The organism is Glycomyces mayteni (assembly GCF_042428885.1).
Classification (GTDB): Bacteria; Actinomycetota; Actinomycetes; order Mycobacteriales; family Micromonosporaceae; genus Glycomyces; species Glycomyces mayteni.
This window is the reverse complement of sequence record NZ_JBHMBP010000005.1, coordinates 105,719-124,156: the sequence shown is the minus strand read 5'-3', so window position 1 is coordinate 124,156 and position 18,438 is coordinate 105,719. Positions and strand designations below refer to the sequence as shown.

Genomic DNA, 18,438 nt, shown 5'->3' with positions numbered 1-18,438 from the left:
GCGGACCCGGCGCGACGGTCGGCGGCAAGGGGCCCGATCGGGCCCGGACGTGACGGGCGACCGGTGCGGCGCGCCCGGAATGTCCGGGCGGCCGCGGGGCCCCGATACTGGGCGGATGAAGCTCAGTCGCGGTGTCTCCGTGTTCCTCCTCGCGTTCGGCGTGTGGTCGCTGATCGTATGGTCGACCTTCGTAAAGAATCTGTTCAAGGACGTCAGCGGCCTCGCCTTCGACGCCGCGGGTGATCCGACGGGCTATTTCTGGGTCCACTTGGCGCTCGCGGTGACGTCCTTCGGACTCGGCGTCGCGATCGGCGCGATCGGTCTGCGGGGACTCCTGGCGGCCCGCCGCGCGGCCTCCAAATAAGTCCTGAAGGGACCGGTCGACTCATCCGCGACTCGGCCCGGAGTCGGAAATCCGACCCGGATCTTTTTCACCCTTTCGGGCCGGAAAGCGCTTGATTCCGGTGGCGGACCGCCGGGAGCGGAGCCCGGCGGCCCCGCTCAGGCGTCCTCCAGCTCCCGCATCGCCTTCGACGCGGCGTCGAGTTCGCGCTCGTCGGCGTCGTGGGCGATGAAGTCGGCGAAGCGCAGCAGCGCCCAGGCCTTGACGCGCTCGGCGTCGGCCCCGAGGCCGTCGGCGACCGCGCGGAGCAGCTCCCGGCCGCTGTGCGGGCCGTACATCTCCTGCGTGAACAGGAAGTACCCGCCGTCGAAGGCGCGCTCGGCGAGGTAGGGCTTGGGGTCGATGACGAGCCACGACTCGCGTTCGGCGGACACGATGTTCGTCAGGTGCGTGTCGCGGTTGCCGATGCCGGTCTCGGGCGCGTCGGCCAAGTCCTCGCAGCGGGCCACGGCCTCGCGCAGGCGCTCGTCGCCGAGGCGGCGGCGCTCCTCGGCGGTCGGCTCCCCGTAGGCCGCGCGCCAGCCGTCGAGCATCCCGGTGGCCGCGGGCAGCTCCGGGTAGCCCTCGACGGGTTCGTAAGGGCGCCAGAGCCGCCGGTACAGGCCGGTCGCGATCCCGATGCGGCGCCAGGCGGCGGCGGGCGTCTTGTGGCCGAAGAAGCGGGTCGACTTGAGGCGGTTGCCGGGGACGGCCCGCTCCATGAGCATCGCGCCGGTCTCCGGGTCGAAGTCGAACAGCTCGACGGCCCCGTCGCCCTGGTACCGGTGCAGCGCAGTCGGTTCGCCGATGTTCTCGTCGTCGCGGTAGATGACTTTGAGGACGGCCGGGGAGTCGTCCTCGCGGCGCACCGGGACCACGTAGGAGTGCGATCCGCCGTCGTAGGGCGGCCCGTCCATCCGGAGGGACCATGTGCGCTTGAGGCTCCAGACCGTCCTGGGGAGGTCGTCGAGCCATGCGCGGCCCGACTCGCCGTGCCAGTTGAGGACGTCGCGGCGGACAGAGGAAGGAACCACACCAAATCGCATCGGTACAGTATCGAGCACTCGGATTCGCCGACGCAATCCGCATATGCGTTTGCTGCGGGAAATCAGACCACTGCGGACGGTGTCAGGACGCGAAGGCGGACACGGCGTCCGGCACGGCGTCCTCCCCGCCCCTGAGTTCGAGCACCCGCCGCGTCACCGCGGGGGTCCGCAGGAGCTCCGCGAGCACCGCGGCCACGTCCGCGCGCGTGACCTCCCCGCGCCCCGCGGGCGGGTCGGCGAGCAGTACCGCCCCGGTGGGCGCGTCGTTCGTGAGCGCCCCGGGCCGCACGATGACCCACTCCAGGTCGCGCGCCTTGAGGTCCTCCTCGGCGGCGGTCTTCGCCTCGATGTAGGCGGCCCACACCTCGTCGCGGGCCGGATCGGGCGTCGTCCCCGCGCCCATGGTGGAGATCTGGAGGAACCGCCGCACCCCGGCGGCCACCGCGGCGTCCGCCAGCAGCACCGACGCGGCCCGGTCCACGCTCTCCTTCCGCGCGGCCCCGCTCCCGGGCCCGGCCCCCGCCGCGAACACCACCGCGTCCACGGACCCGTCGGTCTCGGACGCGAGCAGCCCCGCCAGGTGCTCGGCGTCGGCCTGTTCGAGGTCGATGACGATCGGCCGCCCGCCGATCGCCGCGATGTCCTCCGCCTGTTCGGGCTTGCGGATCAGCCCCGTGACGGAATGTCCTTCTGCGGCCAGGATCTCGGTGAGGAGCAGCGCGATCTGCCCGTGCCCTCCGGCGATGACGACATGCATACGCCCCACCCTAACCCGCCCCGCACCCGCCCGCAGCAGTTGCGCCGCCCGCATCCCCGCGCTGCCGTCGTCCGCTCCACTCCCGAAGGGACGCTGCATACCGGCGGGCGCTGGAGGCGATCGGGCAGGTCAGGCGTTCTTCTTCGCGGAGCGGCGGCGCAGGAGGGCGCCGACGGCCCAGCCCGCGATGAAGATGACGGTGAACATGATCCACATGGGGGTCTCGACGCGGACGAGCCAGAGCTTGACGCCGACGGTCTCGGTGTTCGCGAGGATGAACCAGACGGCCAGCGCGATGATGACGACGGCCGTGATGAGGCGGCGCAGGCCCCTGCCGCTCTTGGCTTCACCTGTGTCGGCCATCGCCCGCTCCTCGCCTCGCGCCCGTGTTCCGGTCAGTATGGGCGGGTCCGCGGGGCGGGGCGGCGGTTCGGGGAAATCGGGGCGTCCCGGCGGGCCGGGCCCGCCGGGACGCGCGTCTAGCCGGCGTAGGGCGCGGCCGCGGCCTGGGCCGCGGTCATGAGGGCGCCCTCGTTCTCGGGCCAGAGGGTGTCCTCGACGCACGAGAACGCGGGGAAGAACCCGCCGCAGTTCCCGAAGTCGGGGCCGACCTCGAAGGTGAACGCGGCGACGCCGAGTTCGCCGTAGGCGAAGTCGTCGGTGGTGCCGCTGGTGCTGTATCCGACGGTGTCGTCGTTGGTGCCGACGAAGTAGCCGTTGGACTCGGCCATGTCGGCGCCGAGGGCGCGCAGGGCCGCGTCGTTGGGCGCGGCGTCGGAGGTGAAGCCCCACGGGACGATGATGTACTCGCCGTAGGAGTGGAGCGTCAGGAACACGTCGCGGGCGTCGTCGGGGGCCGGGTCGTCCTGGCCCGTGCCGCGCTGGTCGGGGTGGAGGGCGCGGAGCCAGTCCTCGACGGCCCGCGTCTCGGGTTCGGAGGCGCCGGAGGCGCCCTGGTAGGTCTCGGCGCACGGGTTGGACGAGTCGCCGCCCCACTCGAACGAGGAGTTGCGGTTGAGGTCGATGCCGGCGCTGGAGCCGCAGTTGCCCGCGGAGTCGTTGACGTTCTTGCGCTGGAGGACCGGGTCGTCGCCGCCGGAGGAGACGACGTCGACGCCGTCGGGGTTGACGACGGGCACGACCCACACTTCGGTGGTGTCGAGGAGGTCGGTGACCTCGGCGTCGGTGCCGTAGCCCTCGACGAGCTTGTCGATCCAGCGGAGGGCGATCTCGCCGGTGGCGATCTCGCGGGCGTGGATCTGGGCGATCAGGGAGAAGCGGGGCTTCGCGGAGTCGGGGTCCTGCTCGCAGTCGCCGTCGGCGATGGCGGTGACGCAGATGGCGTAGACATCGTGGCCGCCGTCGTTCTGGGTCTTGAGCCAGGAGTCGCCGATGTCGTGGAGGCGGGTGAGCGACGGGTTGGCGTCGGCCACGTCCTGGAGGTGGGACTCGATGGCGTCGACGGTGCGGTAGCCGCCGTAGTAGGTGCCGTCCTGCTGGGCGGCGGCGCCGAGCTCCTTGTAGACGGTGTCGAAGAACTCCGGCTCGTGGCCGAGGGCGCGGAGGTCGTCGGCGACGGTCTCGTCGCCGATGATCTGGGCTTCGCCGCCGTGCTCGGCGGCGATGTCGAAGCCGAGGGTTTCGAGCTCGGCGACGTCGGCGGCGGTGAGGCCGTCGACGGTCCAGGTGACGGGTTCGGTGGAGGCGGACGGACCGGAGGGTTCGGCCTGCGCGGTGTAGGCGGCGGCGCCGGTGGCCGCCGCGGCGACCCCCAGGGCGACGCCGGCCGCGGCGAGCCTTCGCTTCATGTGCATGTGTCCGTTCCTTTCTCGGCCCGGCGATCGTGACGCCGCGCCGAAGGGGAGGCCAAAGGGAGTCTAATCATACAATTGACCGACAAGTCCCGATACTTCCGACAATTTCGGACACAATGGATTCGGTTGTGGACGTTGGGTTTTGGGCCGGGCGCTTACGCCGCGGCGGCGGTGTCACCTGCGAGGAGGGCTTCGATGACCTGTGCGACGCCGTCCTGGGCGCTGGTGGCGGTGCGGTCGGTGGCGGCCTCGACGGCCTCGGGGTGGGCGTCGCCCATCGCGTAGGAGCGCCCGGCCCAGGCGAGCATGGGCACGTCGTTCGGCATGTCGCCGAAGGCGACCACCTCGTCGGGGCCGATGCGGCGCTCCTTGCACCAGGAGGCGAGGCCGAAAGCCTTGTCGGCGCCGCGGGCGTTGAAGTCGAGCATCCCGAAGTCGCCCCAGTGGCACATCGACAGGCCGCCGAGGTCGGCGGTGGCGACGGCGGCGGCCATCTCCTCGCCGGTGCGCTCGGCGCAGTAGACCTTGAGCTTCACGGCCCGCTTGGCGCGCTTGAAGACCGCGTCCACGGTGGCGGCGAAGTCCCAGTTCGTGGAGCCCACGAGCGGGCGGTACGCCTCCTCGCCGATGATGCCGGTGCCGGTCTCGACGGCGAAGACGGCGTCGGGAAGGCGCTCGGCGACGGCGGCGGCGACGCGGCGGGCGGCGCCGAGGCGGATCGACCGCAGGACGCGGATGCGGCCGGTCGCGGGCGCGTAGTCGATGGCGCCGTTGGCGCAGATCGCGCCGTCGAGGAGGGGCAGGAGGTCGGTGAGCACGTCGACGCCGTAGGGGGTGCGGGCGGTGACGGCGACGACGGCGAGGCCTTCGGCGCGGGCGGCCGCGAGGGCGTCGCGGGTCCGCTCGGAGAGGACGCCGCCGGGGGCGAGCAGCGTGCCGTCCAGATCGGAGGCGATGGCGAGGGGTCTGGGCACCGCTCTAGTATCGCCCGGCGTGGCAAACGCGGCAACCGGCGCGTCAGGGAGCCGACACGCGGCGTTCAGCGGGTCGGAACCCGTTCGGGCCCAAGCGGTCGCAGATTCATGGTGATCGCGGGCACCATATTGTTGACCCTTGGGTCAAGAACGGGTTAGGCTTCTCGGCATGGGCAGGCCGAAGGAATTCCAACCGGACGCGGTCGTCGCGCAGGCGATGGAGGCGTTCTGGACGAGCGGGTACGCGGGGACCTCCCCCGCCGACCTCGCCGAGGCCACCGGCGTGGGCAAGGGCAGCCTGTACCACGCGTTCGGGTCCAAGCGCGAGCTGTTCGGGAAGGCGCTCGACCTCTACGGCCGCGGCGGCTCGGAGCTGACCGAGGCGTACCTGGACGAGCCGGGGACCGCCAAGGAGCGCATCCGGGCCTACCTGGAGTTCCTGGTCGACACCGACCTGGACGCCCCGGTGCGGCGCGGCTGCCTCGCGGCGAACACCGCGCTGGAGCTGGGCGGCCGCGACCCCGAGGCCACCGAGGCCGTGCGGCGCATGACCGACCGCACCATCGAGCTGCTGACATGGCGGCTGGAGCGGGGCCAGCGCGACGGCGACGTCGCGCCGGAGGTGGACGCGCGCTCGCAGGCGCTGCTCGTCATGAACACGATCGTCGGGCTGCGCGTCATGGCCCGGACCCACGACGGCCCCGTGCTGCACGGGATCATCGAGTCCGCCCTGGCGGGCTTCTAGCCCGGACCGCGCCCTCGCGAGAGGGCGTTTTTCCCACCCTGATTCTTGACCTGAAGTTCAAGAATATGACCATCGAAAGGCACCACCATGGAACTGGGACTCAACGGCAAGACCGCGCTCGTCACCGGGGCGAGCCGGGGCATCGGCCTTGCGATCGCCGAAGCGCTTGCGGCGGAAGGCGTCCGCGTCGTCGGCGCGGCCCGCACCGTCACCCCCGAACTGGAGAAGACCGCCGCGGCCACCGTGGCCGCGGACCTGTCGTCCCGCGAGGGGGCCGAGCGGATCGTGGACGAGGCCGAGCGGGCGGTCGGCGGGATCGACTTCCTGGTCAACAACGTCGGCGGCGGCGACGCCGACCGGATGGTCATCGGCGGCTTCCTCGACATCCCCGACGAGCAGTGGGCGGAGGTGTTCGCGCTCAACCTGTTCAGCGCGGTGCGCACCACGCGCGCGGCGCTGCCGGGGATCATCGGGCGGCGCGGGGCGATCGTGAACGTCTCGTCGGTGAACGCGCGCGTGCCCTCGGGCGCGCCGGTCGGGTACGCCGAGGCGAAGTCCGCGCTGACGATGTTCTCCAAGCGCCTCAGCGAGGAGGTCGCGCCGCTGGGCGTGCGGGTGAACACGGTGTCCCCCGGGGTCATCGGCTCGCCGCTGTGGCGCGACGAGGAGCGGTTCGGCGGCAAGGTCGCCGAGGCGTTCGGGGTCGCGCACGCGGACCTGCTGGCGGGCATCCCGTCGCAGTTCGGCATCGCGTCGGGCCGCATCGGCGAGCCCGAGGAGGTCGCCGACCTGGTGGCGTTCCTGCTCTCGGACCGGGCCGCGAACATCCACGGCGCCGACCACGTGATCGACGGCGGGACCCTCAAGGCCGCGTAGCGGAGTGCGGGCGCGGTCACGGCCGCGCCCGCCCCCGGGAGGGGTCCTGCGGCTGGTGTGCGAGAAAGGGACTGTCGGACCGTCGTGTCACGGTTGCATCACGGGTGCAACCGCGGCACACGCGCGGTCGTCGGACCACCGGCGGCCGTCCCGGTTCGCACCCCCGTCCTACGGTGGACGGCACACACCCGTCGAAGGAGCCCGTCATGACGTACAACCCGCCCCCGCACTACAGCTTCGGCGACGAGTCCCAGCAGCCGCAGAGCGCCCCGCCCGGGTACTCGCAGCCGCAGAGCGCCCCTCCGGCCTACTCCCCCGTCGGCCAGCCCGCGCCGACCGGGTACGTGCCGACCCAGCCGATGCAGCCGGGCATGCAGCCCGGTGGGCCGCAGCCGCTCACGCAGCCCGTGCCCATGGCCGGGCCGCCGCCGCAGCGGCGGTCCCCGATGGTGCCGGTCCTGGCCGTCATCGCCGTGATCGGGTTCGCGGGCGCGGCCCTGTCGCTGGCGCTGTGGCTGCGCACCGGCGGCGACCTCGACGACGTGACCGCGCAGCTCGACGACCGCGAGGCCGAGATCGCGCAGCTCCAGGAGGACCTGGAGGCCGCCGAGACGCAGGTCGGCGAACTCGAAGTGCAGGCCGCGGACGCGGAGTCCATGCGCGCGTGCCTGGACGACCTCAACTGGTTCTACTCGACCGAGGCCGAGTCCGCAGAGGAGGCCGAAGCCCAGCTCGCGGTCCAGGAGTCGTGCGCGACCTGGCTCTGGTAGGCCGCTCCGGCGGACTTCAGCGCTCGCCGCGGTGGCGGGCGAACACCGCGGGGATGCGGAGTTCATGGCCCCGGAACAGGTCCATGGCTCCGGCCTCCTCGCGGGTGATCCAGCGGGCCTCCGAGGCTTCGAGCTCGGCGAGGCGCAGCGGCTGCTCCGGGTCGAGGGCGCTCGCGGTGAAGCTCATGATCATCGGCATCCGGTCGTCGCCGAGTTTGGTGTCCCGCTTGTCGAACGCCCACGACAGGCCCGTCAGCTCCACGTCGAGCCCGGTCTCCTCGAACGCCTCGCGGACCGCGGCCAGGCCCACCGGCTCGCCGACCTCGGCGGCCCCGCCGGGCATGGCCCACTGGCCGGTGTCGGTGCGCCGGATGACGAGCAGGCGCCCCGCCTCGTCGAAGACCGCGGCGTCGGCGCCGGTGGAGACGCAGTCGGCGGCCAGCTCGCCGCAGTCGATGCGCGGGTAGTCCACGTCGGCCGCGACGGCCGCCTCGCACAGCGACAGCACGCGCTGCTGCCGTTCGCGCTCGTAGAAGTTCGCGGTCTCGGCCAGCGACTCCTTGGCGAGCGCGGCGACCGCGTCGAGGAGCTGTCTCACGACCGGGCCGACCGCGAGCGGGCCGTGCTCGGGCTCCTGCGCGGAGGCCGAGGGGTTCAGGCTCGGCACGTCCCCTTCGAGGTCGGGCTCGGTCGGTTCGAGGAGCGCGGCCGCGGCGGCCGCGTCGAGGTGGGTCTCCATCTCGTAGACGAGCAGGAACGTGTGCGGGCACGGCAGGCCCGCGAGGTCGGTGTCCGCGATGGCGACCGGCTCGGCGGGGGCGCGGGTGCGCAGGGCCGCGGCGACGGTCTCCAGGCGCTGGCCGAGCGTCCCGGAGGTGCGGCTGAGGCGGCGGCGGCGCACCAGGCGCGTGCCGTCGGCGCAGTCGATGCGCAGCTCGGTGCCGGGCATGGGGGTCCGCAGGCCCGTGTCGGCCTCGTAGACGGCGAGGACCGCCTCGTACGGGCGGTGGTCGATCTGCGCGAGGAGCGCGGCGGCGAGTTCGCGCAGGCGCCGCAGCCGGGCCTCCTCGTCGGGTCCGGCGCCCCAGAACAGGCCGTTCGCGGCCTCGGCGCGGAGGATGCCGGAGAGCCGGGCGAGGCCGTTGGCGGCCTTCAGGTTCGCGTCTGCGGTGTCGGCGGGCATGGTGCTCCTTCGCATCGGTTCGCGGCGCGGTCAGATCGTACGCTGCCCCACGGCCGCGCGGGCGAGGCTCAGCGCGTCCTGTGTCGAGGCGATCAGCGCGGGGTCGCCGAGCCGCTCGCGGATCTGGAGGACCTCGGTGAGGACGTCCACGGCGAGGTGCGCGCGGCGGGCGTCGATGAGGTGCTTGCCGTAGTGCTGGAGCGTGAAGTGCACGAGTTCGGGGCACCGGGTGCGCGCGAGCTCGATGGCGCGGCGGTAGACCGGCTCGGCGGCGTCGAGCGCGCCGGGGTAGCGGTGGGCGTCGCCGAGGTTGACGAGCGCGGCGACCTCCTGGTTCGGGGTCTCGGCGCGCTCGACGGCGGCGGCGAGCACCCGCTGGGCGGCCGCGTAGTCCCCGAGGGCGACGAGGCCGACCCCGGCGAGCCGCAGCTCCGGCTGCGGCAGCCGCGGCTCCCTGGCGAGCTCGAAGTGGACGAGCCGCCGGAGCTTCTCCGGCTCGGTCGCGTACATGCGGCCGTCCTTGCCGGTCGCGACGAGTTCGGCGATCTGGTGCTGCTCTGCTGACAATGCGCATTCCCCCTTCCGGTCCCTGGCGCCGCGCCTGCGCGGCCTGAGCCGAGGATAGAACCGGATCGGCGCCCTTGCCCAGGCCCGTTCGGGTGCCGTTGCGGCTCAGCGCTTGCGGAGGACGAGTCCCTGGTACCGGTCGATGCCGCGGTCGATCGGCAGGTAGGCGGCCTCCACGAGGGTGAAGTGGGCCTTCGCGAGCCGCTCGACGGCCTCGTCGGTGAAGAACGAGAAGTACCGCTTCGGCTCGTACGCGTCGCCGTCCCACACGCCTTCGGAGTCGCGCCCGCCGTACTGTCCCCAGTAGAACAGGCCGCCGGGGGCGAGGACGCGGGCGACGCCGTCGAGGACGCCGGGCAGGTCGGCCTTGGGGACGTGGAGCAGGCAGTTCATACCGAAGACCGCGTCGAAGGCGCCGTCGGGGAAGTCGAGGCGCGCGAAGTCCATGACGCGGGCGTCGAGGCCCTTGGCGCGGCAGTGGGCGACCAGCGCGGGCGAGAGGTCGGTGCAGGTGACCGCGAGGCCCTCGTCGGCGAAGGCCCGGCCGCTGACGCCGTGGCCCGCGCCGATCTCCAGGAGGGTCGCGGCCCCGGCCTCGCGCAGGAGGGCGGCGAAGCGCCCGCGCTCGGCGCGCTTCCAGGGGGTGTCGTCCATGGCCGCGCGGTCGTCGGCCACGGCGTCGTAGGCCGCGCGCAGGTCGGCCTTCACTTCCTCGTATCGCATGGGACCGATGGTGCCCGAGGGGTCTGACGGTCTCAGCGCAGGCCCGCCTCGGCGAGGAGGCGCTTCCTGGTCTTGGCGGGGAGGCGGTCGACGTAGACGGTGCCGTCGAGGTGGTCGGACTCGTGCTGGAGGCAGCGGGCGAGGGTGCCGGTGCCGTCGATGCGGAGGGGCCTGCCGGCCGGGTCGAAGCCCTCGACGGCCGCGGTGGAGGAGCGGGGGGTGTCGGTGAAGGGGCCGGGGACCGAGAGGCAGCCCTCGTCGCCGAGCATGAGGTCGCGCGGGGGCGGGGGCAGGATGAGCACGGGGTTGACGACCGCGGCGACGGTGCGCTCGCCGTCGGCGTCCTCGCAGTCGAGGACGAAGACGCGGGCGTCCACGCCGATCTGGTTGGCGGCCAGGCCGACGCCGTTGGCGGCGTACATGCTCGCGAACATGTCCTCGACGAGGGACGCCAGCGCGTCGTCGAACGCTTCGACGGGCCTGCACGCGCGGTGGAGCACCGGGTCGCCGTAGTGGACGATCGGCCGGGGCGTGCCGGTGTCGCCCGGGTTCGGTCCGGTGGTCGGGTCGCTGGCGGTCAATGGTGCTCCTCGGTTCGATCGCAGTGCTTATTGCAAGTCTATGGCAACAGTATCCGGAGCGATGTCGGATCCCTCCCGACCGATAGCGGTTCGTTCCCGGACCGTGACGCACGGCGAGGATCGTTGGTCATGGCGGCGGGATCCTGGCCGCCACCCCTCCTACCCCCTTGCGAGGCTTCACATGCGTGCATTCAGGATATCCATTGTGGCCGCCGCGGCGGCGCTGCTCCTCTTCGGCTGCGCCGATGCGGGCGAACCGGACGGCGGGTCGAACGCGGCCGAGCCGGAGGCCGCGGACCAGGGCGAGGTCGAGGGCGGCGGCGACGCGGCGGACGGCGGCACGGACGGCGCCGGCATCGCCGATCCGCAGGTCAGCGCCGGTCAGCGGGCCGTGGTGTACGAGTCGGCGCTCGACGTCGCGGACCCCGACCCGGACCGGGTGGCCGAGGAGGTGTGGGACCTCGCGGAGTCGTTCGGCGGGTACGTGACGGCCGACGAGCGGGACCTCACCGTGGTCGGCGACGGGGTGGTGGGGAGCGCGCGGCTGACGTTGCGCATCCCCTCGGAGCACTTCCAGGAGGCCATGGACGGGCTCACCGCGCTCGCGGAGCGGGAGACGGGCCGGTCGGTGACCACCGAGGACGTGACCGAGGCGGTGGTGGACCTGGAGTCGTACATCGCGACCAAGAGCGCCAGCGTCGAGCGGGTGCGGGAGCTGCTGGCCGACGCCGAGTCGGTGACGGCGATCCTGGACCTGGAGTCCGAGCTGGCCACGCGGGAGGGCGAGCTCGCCTCGCTCCAGCAGCAGCTCGCGGACCTGGAGGAGCGGGTCGCCCTGTCCACCATCGACTTCACGGTCACCGCGCCGCGGGAGCACCGCTCCGACCCGGGCTACACCGGGCCGGACTCGTTCTGGGACGGCCTGGTCGCGGGGTCCAAGGGCGCGCTGGCGCTGGCGCTGGGGCTGTCGGTGGTGATCGGCGTGGTCCTGCCGTTCCTGCCGCTGGTCGCGCTCGGGTTCGCGGTGGTCCTGGTGCCGCTGCGGTGGTGGGCGAAGCGGCGCAGGGCGGCGGCGCAGGCGTCCCCGGCCGCGCCGCCGGCCGACGCGCCGGCGTCCCGCGTACGGGTCTGAGACGCGCCCGAAACGTCCCCGCGAGCCGGTCGTGAGAGACTGGCTCGCGTTCGTTCCATCGCCCTGAGAGGACGTACCCCCTATGCGTCGTGTCGCCGGTTGGGTCAAGCCCCTGAACGCCGTGATGTCCCCAGCGCTGCGGAAGGCGGTGCGGAACCCGGACGGGGCGTTCGAGCAGGCGCTGGCGAAGGCCGAGGCCGCGGCGGGCGTGAGCGCCGACATCGACCGCGCGTTCGTGGACGACTACCGGGACCTGATGCGCCGCTTCGCGAAGGTCCGCGACATCTCCTTCCTGGGCTGGACCGCGACGGTCTCGGAGCTCCAGATGCGCATGGAGAACCGGCTGCGGATCAAGCGCCTCCACGCCGAGCACCCCGAGATCGCCCACCAGCCCATCGACCGCCCGATCGTCGTGGTGGGCCTGCCGCGGACGGCGACCACGCTGGCGCACAAGGTGATCGCCGCGCCCGAGGGCAACCGGGCGCCGATGATGTGGGAGTTCCACCACGCCGACCGGTTCGACGTCGACCCGAAGCTGCGCGAGCAGCGCCTGAAGAAGGCCCGCCGGGTCTCCGCGGCGGTCAACGTCATCACCCCGATCTGGGAGACCATCCACCCCAGCACCGCCGAGACCCCCGAGGAGTGCGTGCTCGCGCTCCCCCACGGCCTCCAGTGGGGCACCCGCTTCAAGCTGAAGGGGTACCGGGAGTGGCTGGAGCAGCGCGACTTCGTGCCGGACTACCAGTACCTCAAGGAGTTCCTCCAGGTGCTCCAGACCGGCGACCGGACCCGCCGCTGGGTCCTCAAGTCCCCCTTCCACCTGTACAACCTGGGCGCGCTCCTCAAGGTCTTCCCCGACGCGCACATCCTGTGGACGCACCGGGACCCGCAGACCGTCATGGGGTCGTGGTGCTCGCTGGTGGAGACCGGGACGGCGCTGTGCAACCGCCGCTACGACACCGAGGAGATCGGCCGGGAGTGGCTGTCCTCGCTGTCGTGGATGGTCGAGCAGGGCCGCATGTCGCGCCTGGACATCCCGAAGGAGCGGATGGTCGACGTGTCGTACCACCAGCTCACGGCCGACCCGCACGGACAGCTCCCCCGCATCTTCGAGCGCCTGGGCCTGCAATGGAGCTTCAAGGAGCAGGGGAACCTCGACGACGTGCTCGCGCGTCCGGGGATGCGCCGCAACCACGAGTACTCGCTCGCCAGGTACGGGCTCGACCCCGACATGGTGGACGCGGCGTTCGGCGACTACACGAAGCTGGTCGCCTCGATCCGTTAGGGCCGCAACGGCTCCAGGTCGAGGGCGTCGGCCCTGACGACCTCCAGGGCGCGGGCGACCGCGCCGAGGCTGACCACCCCGCCGCCGAGCGTGGAGGCCACGAGTTCGGGGCCGGGCGGGTGGGTCAGCTCGCCGAGGCGCTCGGCCGCGCGCTTGAGGACCGGGTCGAGGGACGCGGCGACCGCGCCCGCGAGCACGATCCGCTCGACGTCGAGCAGGCCGCCAAGGACCGCGCAGATGCGCGCGAGCCGCTCGGCCATCCGCTCGGCGAGGCCGAGCGCGGCCGGGTCCCCGGCCGCGGCGGCGGCGAGGACGAGTTCGGCGCCGAGGGCCTCGGCGGGGGCCGTCATGATCGCGCTCGCGGGGTCGGCGGCGCCCGCGGCGCGCACTTCGAGCGCCCAGCGGCGCAGCAGGTTCCCAATGCCGTGGGTCGAGCCGACCCCCTCGACGAGGGTGAGCAGGCGCAGTTCCCCGGCGGCGCCGGAGCGCCCGCGCACGAGGTGACCGTCCACGACGTATCCGGCGCCGAAGCGCTCGCCGGAGACGAGCGCGATGTACGAGGAGGCGCCCGCGCCCGCGCCGAGGGCCCCTTCGGCGAGCGCGGCCAGGTTCGCGTCGTTCTCGACCTCGGTGCGCCAGCCGCGCCCGCGGAAGTGGGCGGCGTAGCCGGGGTTCATGCGGGCCCAGAAGCGCCGCTCGCCTTCGGGCGAGGCGCCGTCGAGGTCGGTGGGGGCGGGGACGCCCACGGCGATGCAGAGGACAGCCTCGGGGAGGGCGCCCGCGCGGTCGAGGGCCGCGATGATCGTCGCGTCGGCGACGGCGAGGCGCGCGGCGGGGTCGGCGCCGTCGGGGTCCGCGGCGCGGTGGGCGCGGGCGAGCTCGCGCCCGCGCAGGTCGGCGACGGTGGCGGTGATGCAGTGCTGGCCGGCGTCCACGCCGAGGACCACCCCGGCGTCGGCGCGCAGCTCGTAGCGGCGGGCGGGGCGGCCCTTGCGGTACTCGCCCCCGGCGGCGCGGGCGTTGGGCAGCTCCGCGAGCCAGCCGCGGGCCACCAGCTCGTCGCACAGGGCGATCACCGTCGAGCGGGTCAGGCCGGTGGCGGCGATGACGTCGCTGGCGGTGAACGCCGCGGCGTCCCACGCGCGGTCCAGGACCGCCGCGGCGTTCGCGCGCCGCTGCGGGTGGGTCCGGTCCTCGGACTCGGTCGCACTGATCGACATCTGCCTCTTGACACCTCGCCTTCGCTGCCCCAGTATGGCGTGAGTGATTTGATTTTGGTATTAGATTTAATCACGAGATCATTCCGGCCCGCGCGCCAGGCGCGGCCCACCACCACCGAAAGGCACCCAAGATGGCTGCTCAGAACGGCGCCGACTGGTGGCGCCAGGCCACCGTGTACCAGATCTACCCGCGCAGCTTCGCGGACGCGAACGGCGACGGCCTCGGCGACCTGCCCGGCATCGCCTCCCGCGTGGACTACCTCGCGCGGCTCGGCGTGGACGCGGTGTGGCTCAGCCCGTTCTACCCGTCGGCGCTCGCCGACGGCGGCTACGACGTGGACGACTACCGGAACGTCGACCCGCGCCTGGGCACCCTCGACGACTTCGACGCGATGGTCGCCGCGCTCCACGGCGCGGGCATCAAGCTCATCGTGGACATCGTCCCCAACCACTCCTCGAACCGCCACGAGTGGTTCCAGGCCGCGCTGGCCGCCCCGAAGGGCTCCCCCGAGCGCGACCGGTACGTCTTCCGCGACGGGCTCGGCGAGCACGGCGAGCTGTCGCCCGCCCCGGACTGGGTCTCGGCGTTCGGCGGCCCCGCGTGGACGGCCGTGGGCGACGGCCAGTGGTACCTCCACCTGTTCGCGCCCGAGCAGCCGGACTTCAACTGGCGCAACGAGGAAGTGCGCGAGGACTTCCTCAAGACGCTGCGCTTCTGGTCCGACCGGGGCGTGGACGGCTTCCGCGTGGACGTCGCGCACGCCCTCGCCAAGGACCTCCCCGCGGACCTGCCGTCGCAGGCGCAGCTCGACGCGATCGACAAGGCCACCGGCACGCACCCGCTGTGGGACCGCGACGAGGTCCACGAGATCTACACCGGCTGGCGCGCGGTGTTCGACGAGTACGACCCGCCGCGCATCGCCGTCGCCGAGGCGTGGGTGAACCCGCCGTGGCGCCGCGCCCGCTACGCCAGCGCCGCCGGGCTGGGCCAGGCGTTCAACTTCGACCTGCTCGAAGCGGACTTCGACGCCGCGGCGTTCAAGGCGATCATCACCGAGAACCTGGAGCAGGCCGCGGCCTCGGGCTCCTCCACGACGTGGGTGTTCTCCAACCACGACGTGGTGCGCCACGCGACCCGGTACGGCCTGCCGCCCAACGGGGACCAGCCGCGCAAGTACAACCGGGCGTGGCTGCTCTCGCGCGGGACCGAGCCGGAGCTGGACACCGCGCGGGGCCTGCGCCGGGCGCGGGCCGCGACGCTGCTCATGCTGGCGCTGCCGGGCTCGGCGTACCTGTACCAGGGCGAGGAGCTGGGCCTGGGCGAGGTCGCGACGATCCCGGACGAGGCGCGGCAGGACCCGACGTTCGCGCGCAGCCCGGGGGTGGACGTGGGCCGCGACGGCTGCCGCGTGCCGATCCCGTGGACCGTGGAGGGCCCGTCGTTCGGGTTCGGTCCGGGCCCTGCGCACCTGCCGCAGCCGGACTGGTTCGGGAAGGTGTCGGTGGAGGCCGAGGACGGCGACGCGGGCTCGACGCTGTCGCTGTACCGCTCCGCGCTGGGCCTGCGGCGCGAGTTGCAGGCCGACGAGACGCTCGCGTGGGTGCCGAGCGGGGCCGAGGTGCTGCACGTGCGGCGCGCGAACGGCTGGGAGGCCGTGGCGAACTTCGGGACGGCGCCGGTGGCGCTGCCCGAGGGCGATGTGCTGCTCGCCAGCGGGCCGCTCGGCGAGGGCGAGCTGCCCGGCGAGACGACCGTGTGGCTCAAGAAGCCTTAGGGAGCAAGGGGAAGGGCGCGGCGGGGACCCGCCGCGCCCTTCGCGCTATTCGAGGGACCAGACCTCGACGTCGCCGCCCGCGGAGCCGGTGACCGCGACGGGGTGGCCGGTCACCTCGATGACGGCGGTGTCCTGGACGAGGTCCTCGCCGGAGTGCGCGGCGAACAGCTCCCCGATCTGGGTGCCGTCCTCCATGTCGTACAGGCTCAGGCCCTGGTCGCCTTGGAGGAGCGCGGTGGCCTCGCTCTGGAGCTCCACGATCCAGGCGCGCGTGACGGCCTGGGACAGCTCCATCGCGGCCGTGCCGTACGGCTCGGCGGCGGCGAGGTGCCAGCCCTGGACGGAGCCGTTGGCGGTGACGGTGAGGCCGAGGGCCTTCCCGGCGGCGCCGCCCGCGGCGAACGCGGTGACGTCGTAGCCGAGCTGGTCGAAGGTGCCGGTGGTGGACTCGCCGGTGGCGAGGTCGTTGACGAAGACCCGGTTCTCGGAGACGCCGACCTGGCGGAGGTACCCGTCCACGTCCTCGACCTGCGTGAAGTCGGCGTACTCGGTGGACACGTCGGCGATCTTCTGGCCGTTGACGAGCTGCACCACTTCGTAGTCGGTCATGTAGGCGGGCACGCCGTCCCACACGCCGGCCCAGTAGACGGTGCTGTAGCCCGCGTCGCGGGTGGCGAGCGGGTGCTCCGGGTCGTCGGCGTACCAGACGGCCTCGGTCCCGTAGTCGCGCGAGAAGACCAGGGTCCGGCCCTCGTAGTCGAAGGCAGTGAGCACGTCCAGGGTGTCAGAGTGGCCGCGGAACTCGCCCTCCTTCTCGCCGGACTCCAGGTCCCAGACGCGGACGATGTAGTCGTCCCCGGCGGTGATCGCCACGGGCGCGTTGTCCACGGTGCCGGTCTCGACGGCGGTGACCGCGCCGACGTGGGCCTGCGGGAACTCCCCGACGAGGTCGCCGGTCACGGCGTCGGCGATCGGGACGAGGCCGTCGGAGGCTTCGGCGTTCTCCTGGTTCTCGCCGTTGCTGGAGGACGCGTTCTGGTCGCCGGCGCTGGACTCCTCGGTCTGTGGGTCCGCGCCGCCCGCGAGGTCGCCGGTGTCGTCCTGGCGCAGGTACTTCAGGCCGATGAGGACGGCCAGCGCGAGGACCACGACGGCGGCGGCCGCGCCGACGACCGACAGGCCCTGCTTGGACTTGATCCACGGCGCGGCCGGTTCAGGCTGCGGCGCGGGGTAGGCGGGGCCCTGGGGGTACTGGAGGGGCGGGGAGCCGGGCGGGGGCCCCTGCGGCGCGGCCATGGCGGGCTGGGTGACCGGGCTGGGGTGGAGCACGGCCTGCGGGGTCGGCTGGGGCGCCGAGGGGTGCATCAGGGGCAGCGTCTGGTTGGTGTCCTGCGGCGGGAGGACCGGGGTGGGCTGCGGGACGGCGGACTGCGGTGCGGCGGTCTGCGGGGGCAGGGCGGGGCTGGGGACGCTGACCGGGGAGGAGACGGTCTGGTGGGCGGCGAGGCCGCCTTCGGAGACGGCGAGCTCGGGCTGCTCGATGGCGGCGGGGGCGATGCCGAGCTCGCGGTGGAGCTTGGTGGCGACCAGGGGCATGCGGGAGGCGGCGCCGACGAGGAACAGGGCGGTGATCTGGTCCTTCGCGAGGCCCGATTCGCGGATGACCCCTTGGGTGACGCGGATGGTGCGCATGACCAGGGGCGCGCAGACCTCTTCGAGCTGGCCGCGGGTCAGGTGCGTGTCGACGTCCAGGAGCGGGATGGTCAGGTCGGTGGTCGCCGAGCGGGAGAGGCGCTCCTTCGCCTGGCGCACCTCGTCCATGAACGCGGCGCGGTGGCGCAGGTCGGCGGATTCACTCGGACCGGTGAGGCGGGCCCAGCGCTCGTCCTCGGGCTGGACGGTGGCGGCGAGGTGCTCGGCGAGGGCCTGGTCGAAGTCGAGGCCGCCGAGGTCCGGGGCGCCGTCGACGGCGAGGACCTCGAAGCCGCTGGGGCCGCGGCGCAGGACGGTGGCGTCGAAGGTGCCGCCGCCGAGGTCGTAGACGACGACGCCGTTGCCGGGGCGCACGTCGACGCTGAGGGTCTCCATGAAGTAGGAGGCGGCGGCGACGGGTTCGGCGACGAGGTCCACCTGGCCCAGGCCCGCCGCGGCGGCGGCGTCGGCGACGACGTGGCGGCGGGTCGGGCCCCAGGCGGCGGGGACGGTGACGGTGACCGGGCCGAGGGAGCCGAGGGTCTGCTCGCACTCGCGGGCGACGCGGGAGAGGACGGCGGCGATGACGCTGGTCACGGGGATCTCGGTCTCGCCGAGGAGGATCGACTCGTCGTCGATGCGGCGCTTGGGGTTGGGCTCGAAGCGCTCGGGGCGGCGGCGTCCGGAGTGGACGGCGTCGGCGCCGACGACCGGTCCGCCCTCGTCGTTCATGAACACCGCTGAGGGCAGTTGCGGCGAGCCGTCGAACAACTGCTGGTGGACCCGCCCGTCCGCGCGCCGGATGGTCGCGACCGTGTGGGAGGTGCCGAAGTCGATGCCGATCGCGGCGGGCCGTGGGCTGGAGAAGGACATGAGGCCACTGTAGTTTCCGCGGTCAACGGCGCGGGGGACGGGA

18 protein-coding genes are annotated in these 18,438 nt (G+C 73.1%); 7 read left to right on the top strand and 11 right to left on the bottom strand.

The window, feature by feature from the left end; all coding sequences use genetic code 11:
• The first annotated feature begins 115 nt into the window (after positions 1–115).
• Complete coding sequence (locus tag ACFFXY_RS22160; RefSeq protein ID WP_382355858.1) at positions 116–364, top strand: SCO4848 family membrane protein; 249 nt, start codon at positions 116–118, stop codon at positions 362–364.
• Positions 365–501: 137 nt separating this feature from the next.
• On the opposite strand, the gene ACFFXY_RS22155 is transcribed toward ACFFXY_RS22160, so the two are convergent.
• The 5 genes from ACFFXY_RS22155 to ACFFXY_RS22135 form a co-directional block, all read right to left on the bottom strand.
• Entirely contained in the window at positions 502–1,416 is a 915-nt protein-coding gene (locus tag ACFFXY_RS22155; RefSeq protein ID WP_382355855.1) for an aminoglycoside phosphotransferase family protein, read from the bottom strand.
• A gap of 94 nt (positions 1,417–1,510) precedes the next feature.
• Positions 1,511–2,185 carry an SDR family oxidoreductase gene (locus ACFFXY_RS22150; protein ID WP_382355852.1) on the bottom strand — a complete coding sequence of 225 codons (675 nt, stop codon included), beginning with the start codon at positions 2,183–2,185 and terminating at the stop codon, positions 1,511–1,513.
• A gap of 129 nt (positions 2,186–2,314) precedes the next feature.
• Positions 2,315–2,548, bottom strand: coding sequence for a DUF1049 domain-containing protein (locus ACFFXY_RS22145; protein ID WP_382355849.1), 234 nt, complete (start codon positions 2,546–2,548; stop codon positions 2,315–2,317).
• 116 nt (positions 2,549–2,664) lie between these two features.
• Complete coding sequence (locus ACFFXY_RS22140; RefSeq protein WP_382355846.1) at positions 2,665–3,999, bottom strand: M14 family zinc carboxypeptidase; 1,335 nt, start codon at positions 3,997–3,999, stop codon at positions 2,665–2,667.
• A 155-nt stretch (positions 4,000–4,154) separates the two neighbouring features.
• Entirely contained in the window at positions 4,155–4,973 is an 819-nt protein-coding gene (locus ACFFXY_RS22135; RefSeq protein WP_382355843.1) for an HAD family hydrolase, read from the bottom strand.
• 169 nt (positions 4,974–5,142) lie between these two features.
• Here ACFFXY_RS22135 and ACFFXY_RS22130 point away from each other — a divergent pair, with 169 nt between their 5' ends.
• From ACFFXY_RS22130 to ACFFXY_RS22120, 3 genes are all read left to right on the top strand, one after another.
• Positions 5,143–5,718: a TetR/AcrR family transcriptional regulator gene (locus tag ACFFXY_RS22130; protein WP_382355840.1), complete on the top strand. Its 576-nt coding sequence runs from the start codon at positions 5,143–5,145 to the stop codon at positions 5,716–5,718.
• A gap of 87 nt (positions 5,719–5,805) precedes the next feature.
• A complete protein-coding gene (locus tag ACFFXY_RS22125) occupies positions 5,806–6,594 on the top strand; it encodes an oxidoreductase (RefSeq protein WP_382355837.1) in 789 nt (262 codons plus the stop codon).
• Positions 6,595–6,800: 206 nt separating this feature from the next.
• Positions 6,801–7,364: a hypothetical protein gene (locus ACFFXY_RS22120; RefSeq protein ID WP_382355834.1), complete on the top strand. Its 564-nt coding sequence runs from the start codon at positions 6,801–6,803 to the stop codon at positions 7,362–7,364.
• A 16-nt stretch (positions 7,365–7,380) separates the two neighbouring features.
• Here ACFFXY_RS22120 and ACFFXY_RS22115 read toward each other — a convergent pair whose 3' ends face one another.
• From ACFFXY_RS22115 to def, 4 genes are all read right to left on the bottom strand, one after another.
• Positions 7,381–8,547, bottom strand: coding sequence for an NUDIX hydrolase (locus ACFFXY_RS22115; protein WP_382355831.1), 1,167 nt, complete (start codon positions 8,545–8,547; stop codon positions 7,381–7,383).
• A gap of 30 nt (positions 8,548–8,577) precedes the next feature.
• Positions 8,578–9,114 carry a tetratricopeptide repeat protein gene (locus ACFFXY_RS22110; RefSeq protein WP_382355828.1) on the bottom strand — a complete coding sequence of 179 codons (537 nt, stop codon included), beginning with the start codon at positions 9,112–9,114 and terminating at the stop codon, positions 8,578–8,580.
• 105 nt (positions 9,115–9,219) lie between these two features.
• Complete coding sequence (locus tag ACFFXY_RS22105; RefSeq protein WP_382355825.1) at positions 9,220–9,837, bottom strand: methyltransferase domain-containing protein; 618 nt, start codon at positions 9,835–9,837, stop codon at positions 9,220–9,222.
• A 32-nt stretch (positions 9,838–9,869) separates the two neighbouring features.
• The gene (gene def, locus ACFFXY_RS22100; protein WP_382355822.1) at positions 9,870–10,418 is read right to left on the bottom strand and encodes a peptide deformylase; all 549 of its coding nucleotides are present in this window, start codon (positions 10,416–10,418) and stop codon (positions 9,870–9,872) included.
• Positions 10,419–10,623: 205 nt separating this feature from the next.
• On the opposite strand from def, the gene ACFFXY_RS22095 reads away from it, so the two are divergent.
• A complete protein-coding gene (locus ACFFXY_RS22095) occupies positions 10,624–11,550 on the top strand; it encodes a DUF4349 domain-containing protein (RefSeq protein ID WP_382355819.1) in 927 nt (308 codons plus the stop codon).
• A gap of 148 nt (positions 11,551–11,698) precedes the next feature.
• Entirely contained in the window at positions 11,699–12,835 is a 1,137-nt protein-coding gene (locus tag ACFFXY_RS22090) for a sulfotransferase family protein (RefSeq protein ID WP_382355816.1), read from the top strand.
• On the opposite strand, the gene ACFFXY_RS22085 is transcribed toward ACFFXY_RS22090, so the two are convergent.
• A complete protein-coding gene (locus ACFFXY_RS22085) occupies positions 12,832–14,055 on the bottom strand; it encodes an ROK family protein (protein ID WP_382355813.1) in 1,224 nt (407 codons plus the stop codon). The two genes, ACFFXY_RS22090 and ACFFXY_RS22085, sit on opposite strands and share 4 nt — an antisense overlap.
• A 131-nt stretch (positions 14,056–14,186) precedes the next feature.
• Between ACFFXY_RS22085 and ACFFXY_RS22080 the strand changes: the two genes are divergently transcribed.
• Positions 14,187–15,830, top strand: a complete 1,644-nt coding sequence (locus tag ACFFXY_RS22080) for a glycoside hydrolase family 13 protein (RefSeq protein WP_382355810.1) — start codon at positions 14,187–14,189, stop codon at positions 15,828–15,830.
• A 45-nt stretch (positions 15,831–15,875) separates the two neighbouring features.
• Here the strand turns inward: ACFFXY_RS22080 and ACFFXY_RS22075 are convergent, their stop codons facing one another.
• A complete protein-coding gene (locus ACFFXY_RS22075) occupies positions 15,876–18,395 on the bottom strand; it encodes an Hsp70 family protein (protein ID WP_382355806.1) in 2,520 nt (839 codons plus the stop codon).
• Between the last annotated feature and the right edge of the window lie 43 nt (positions 18,396–18,438).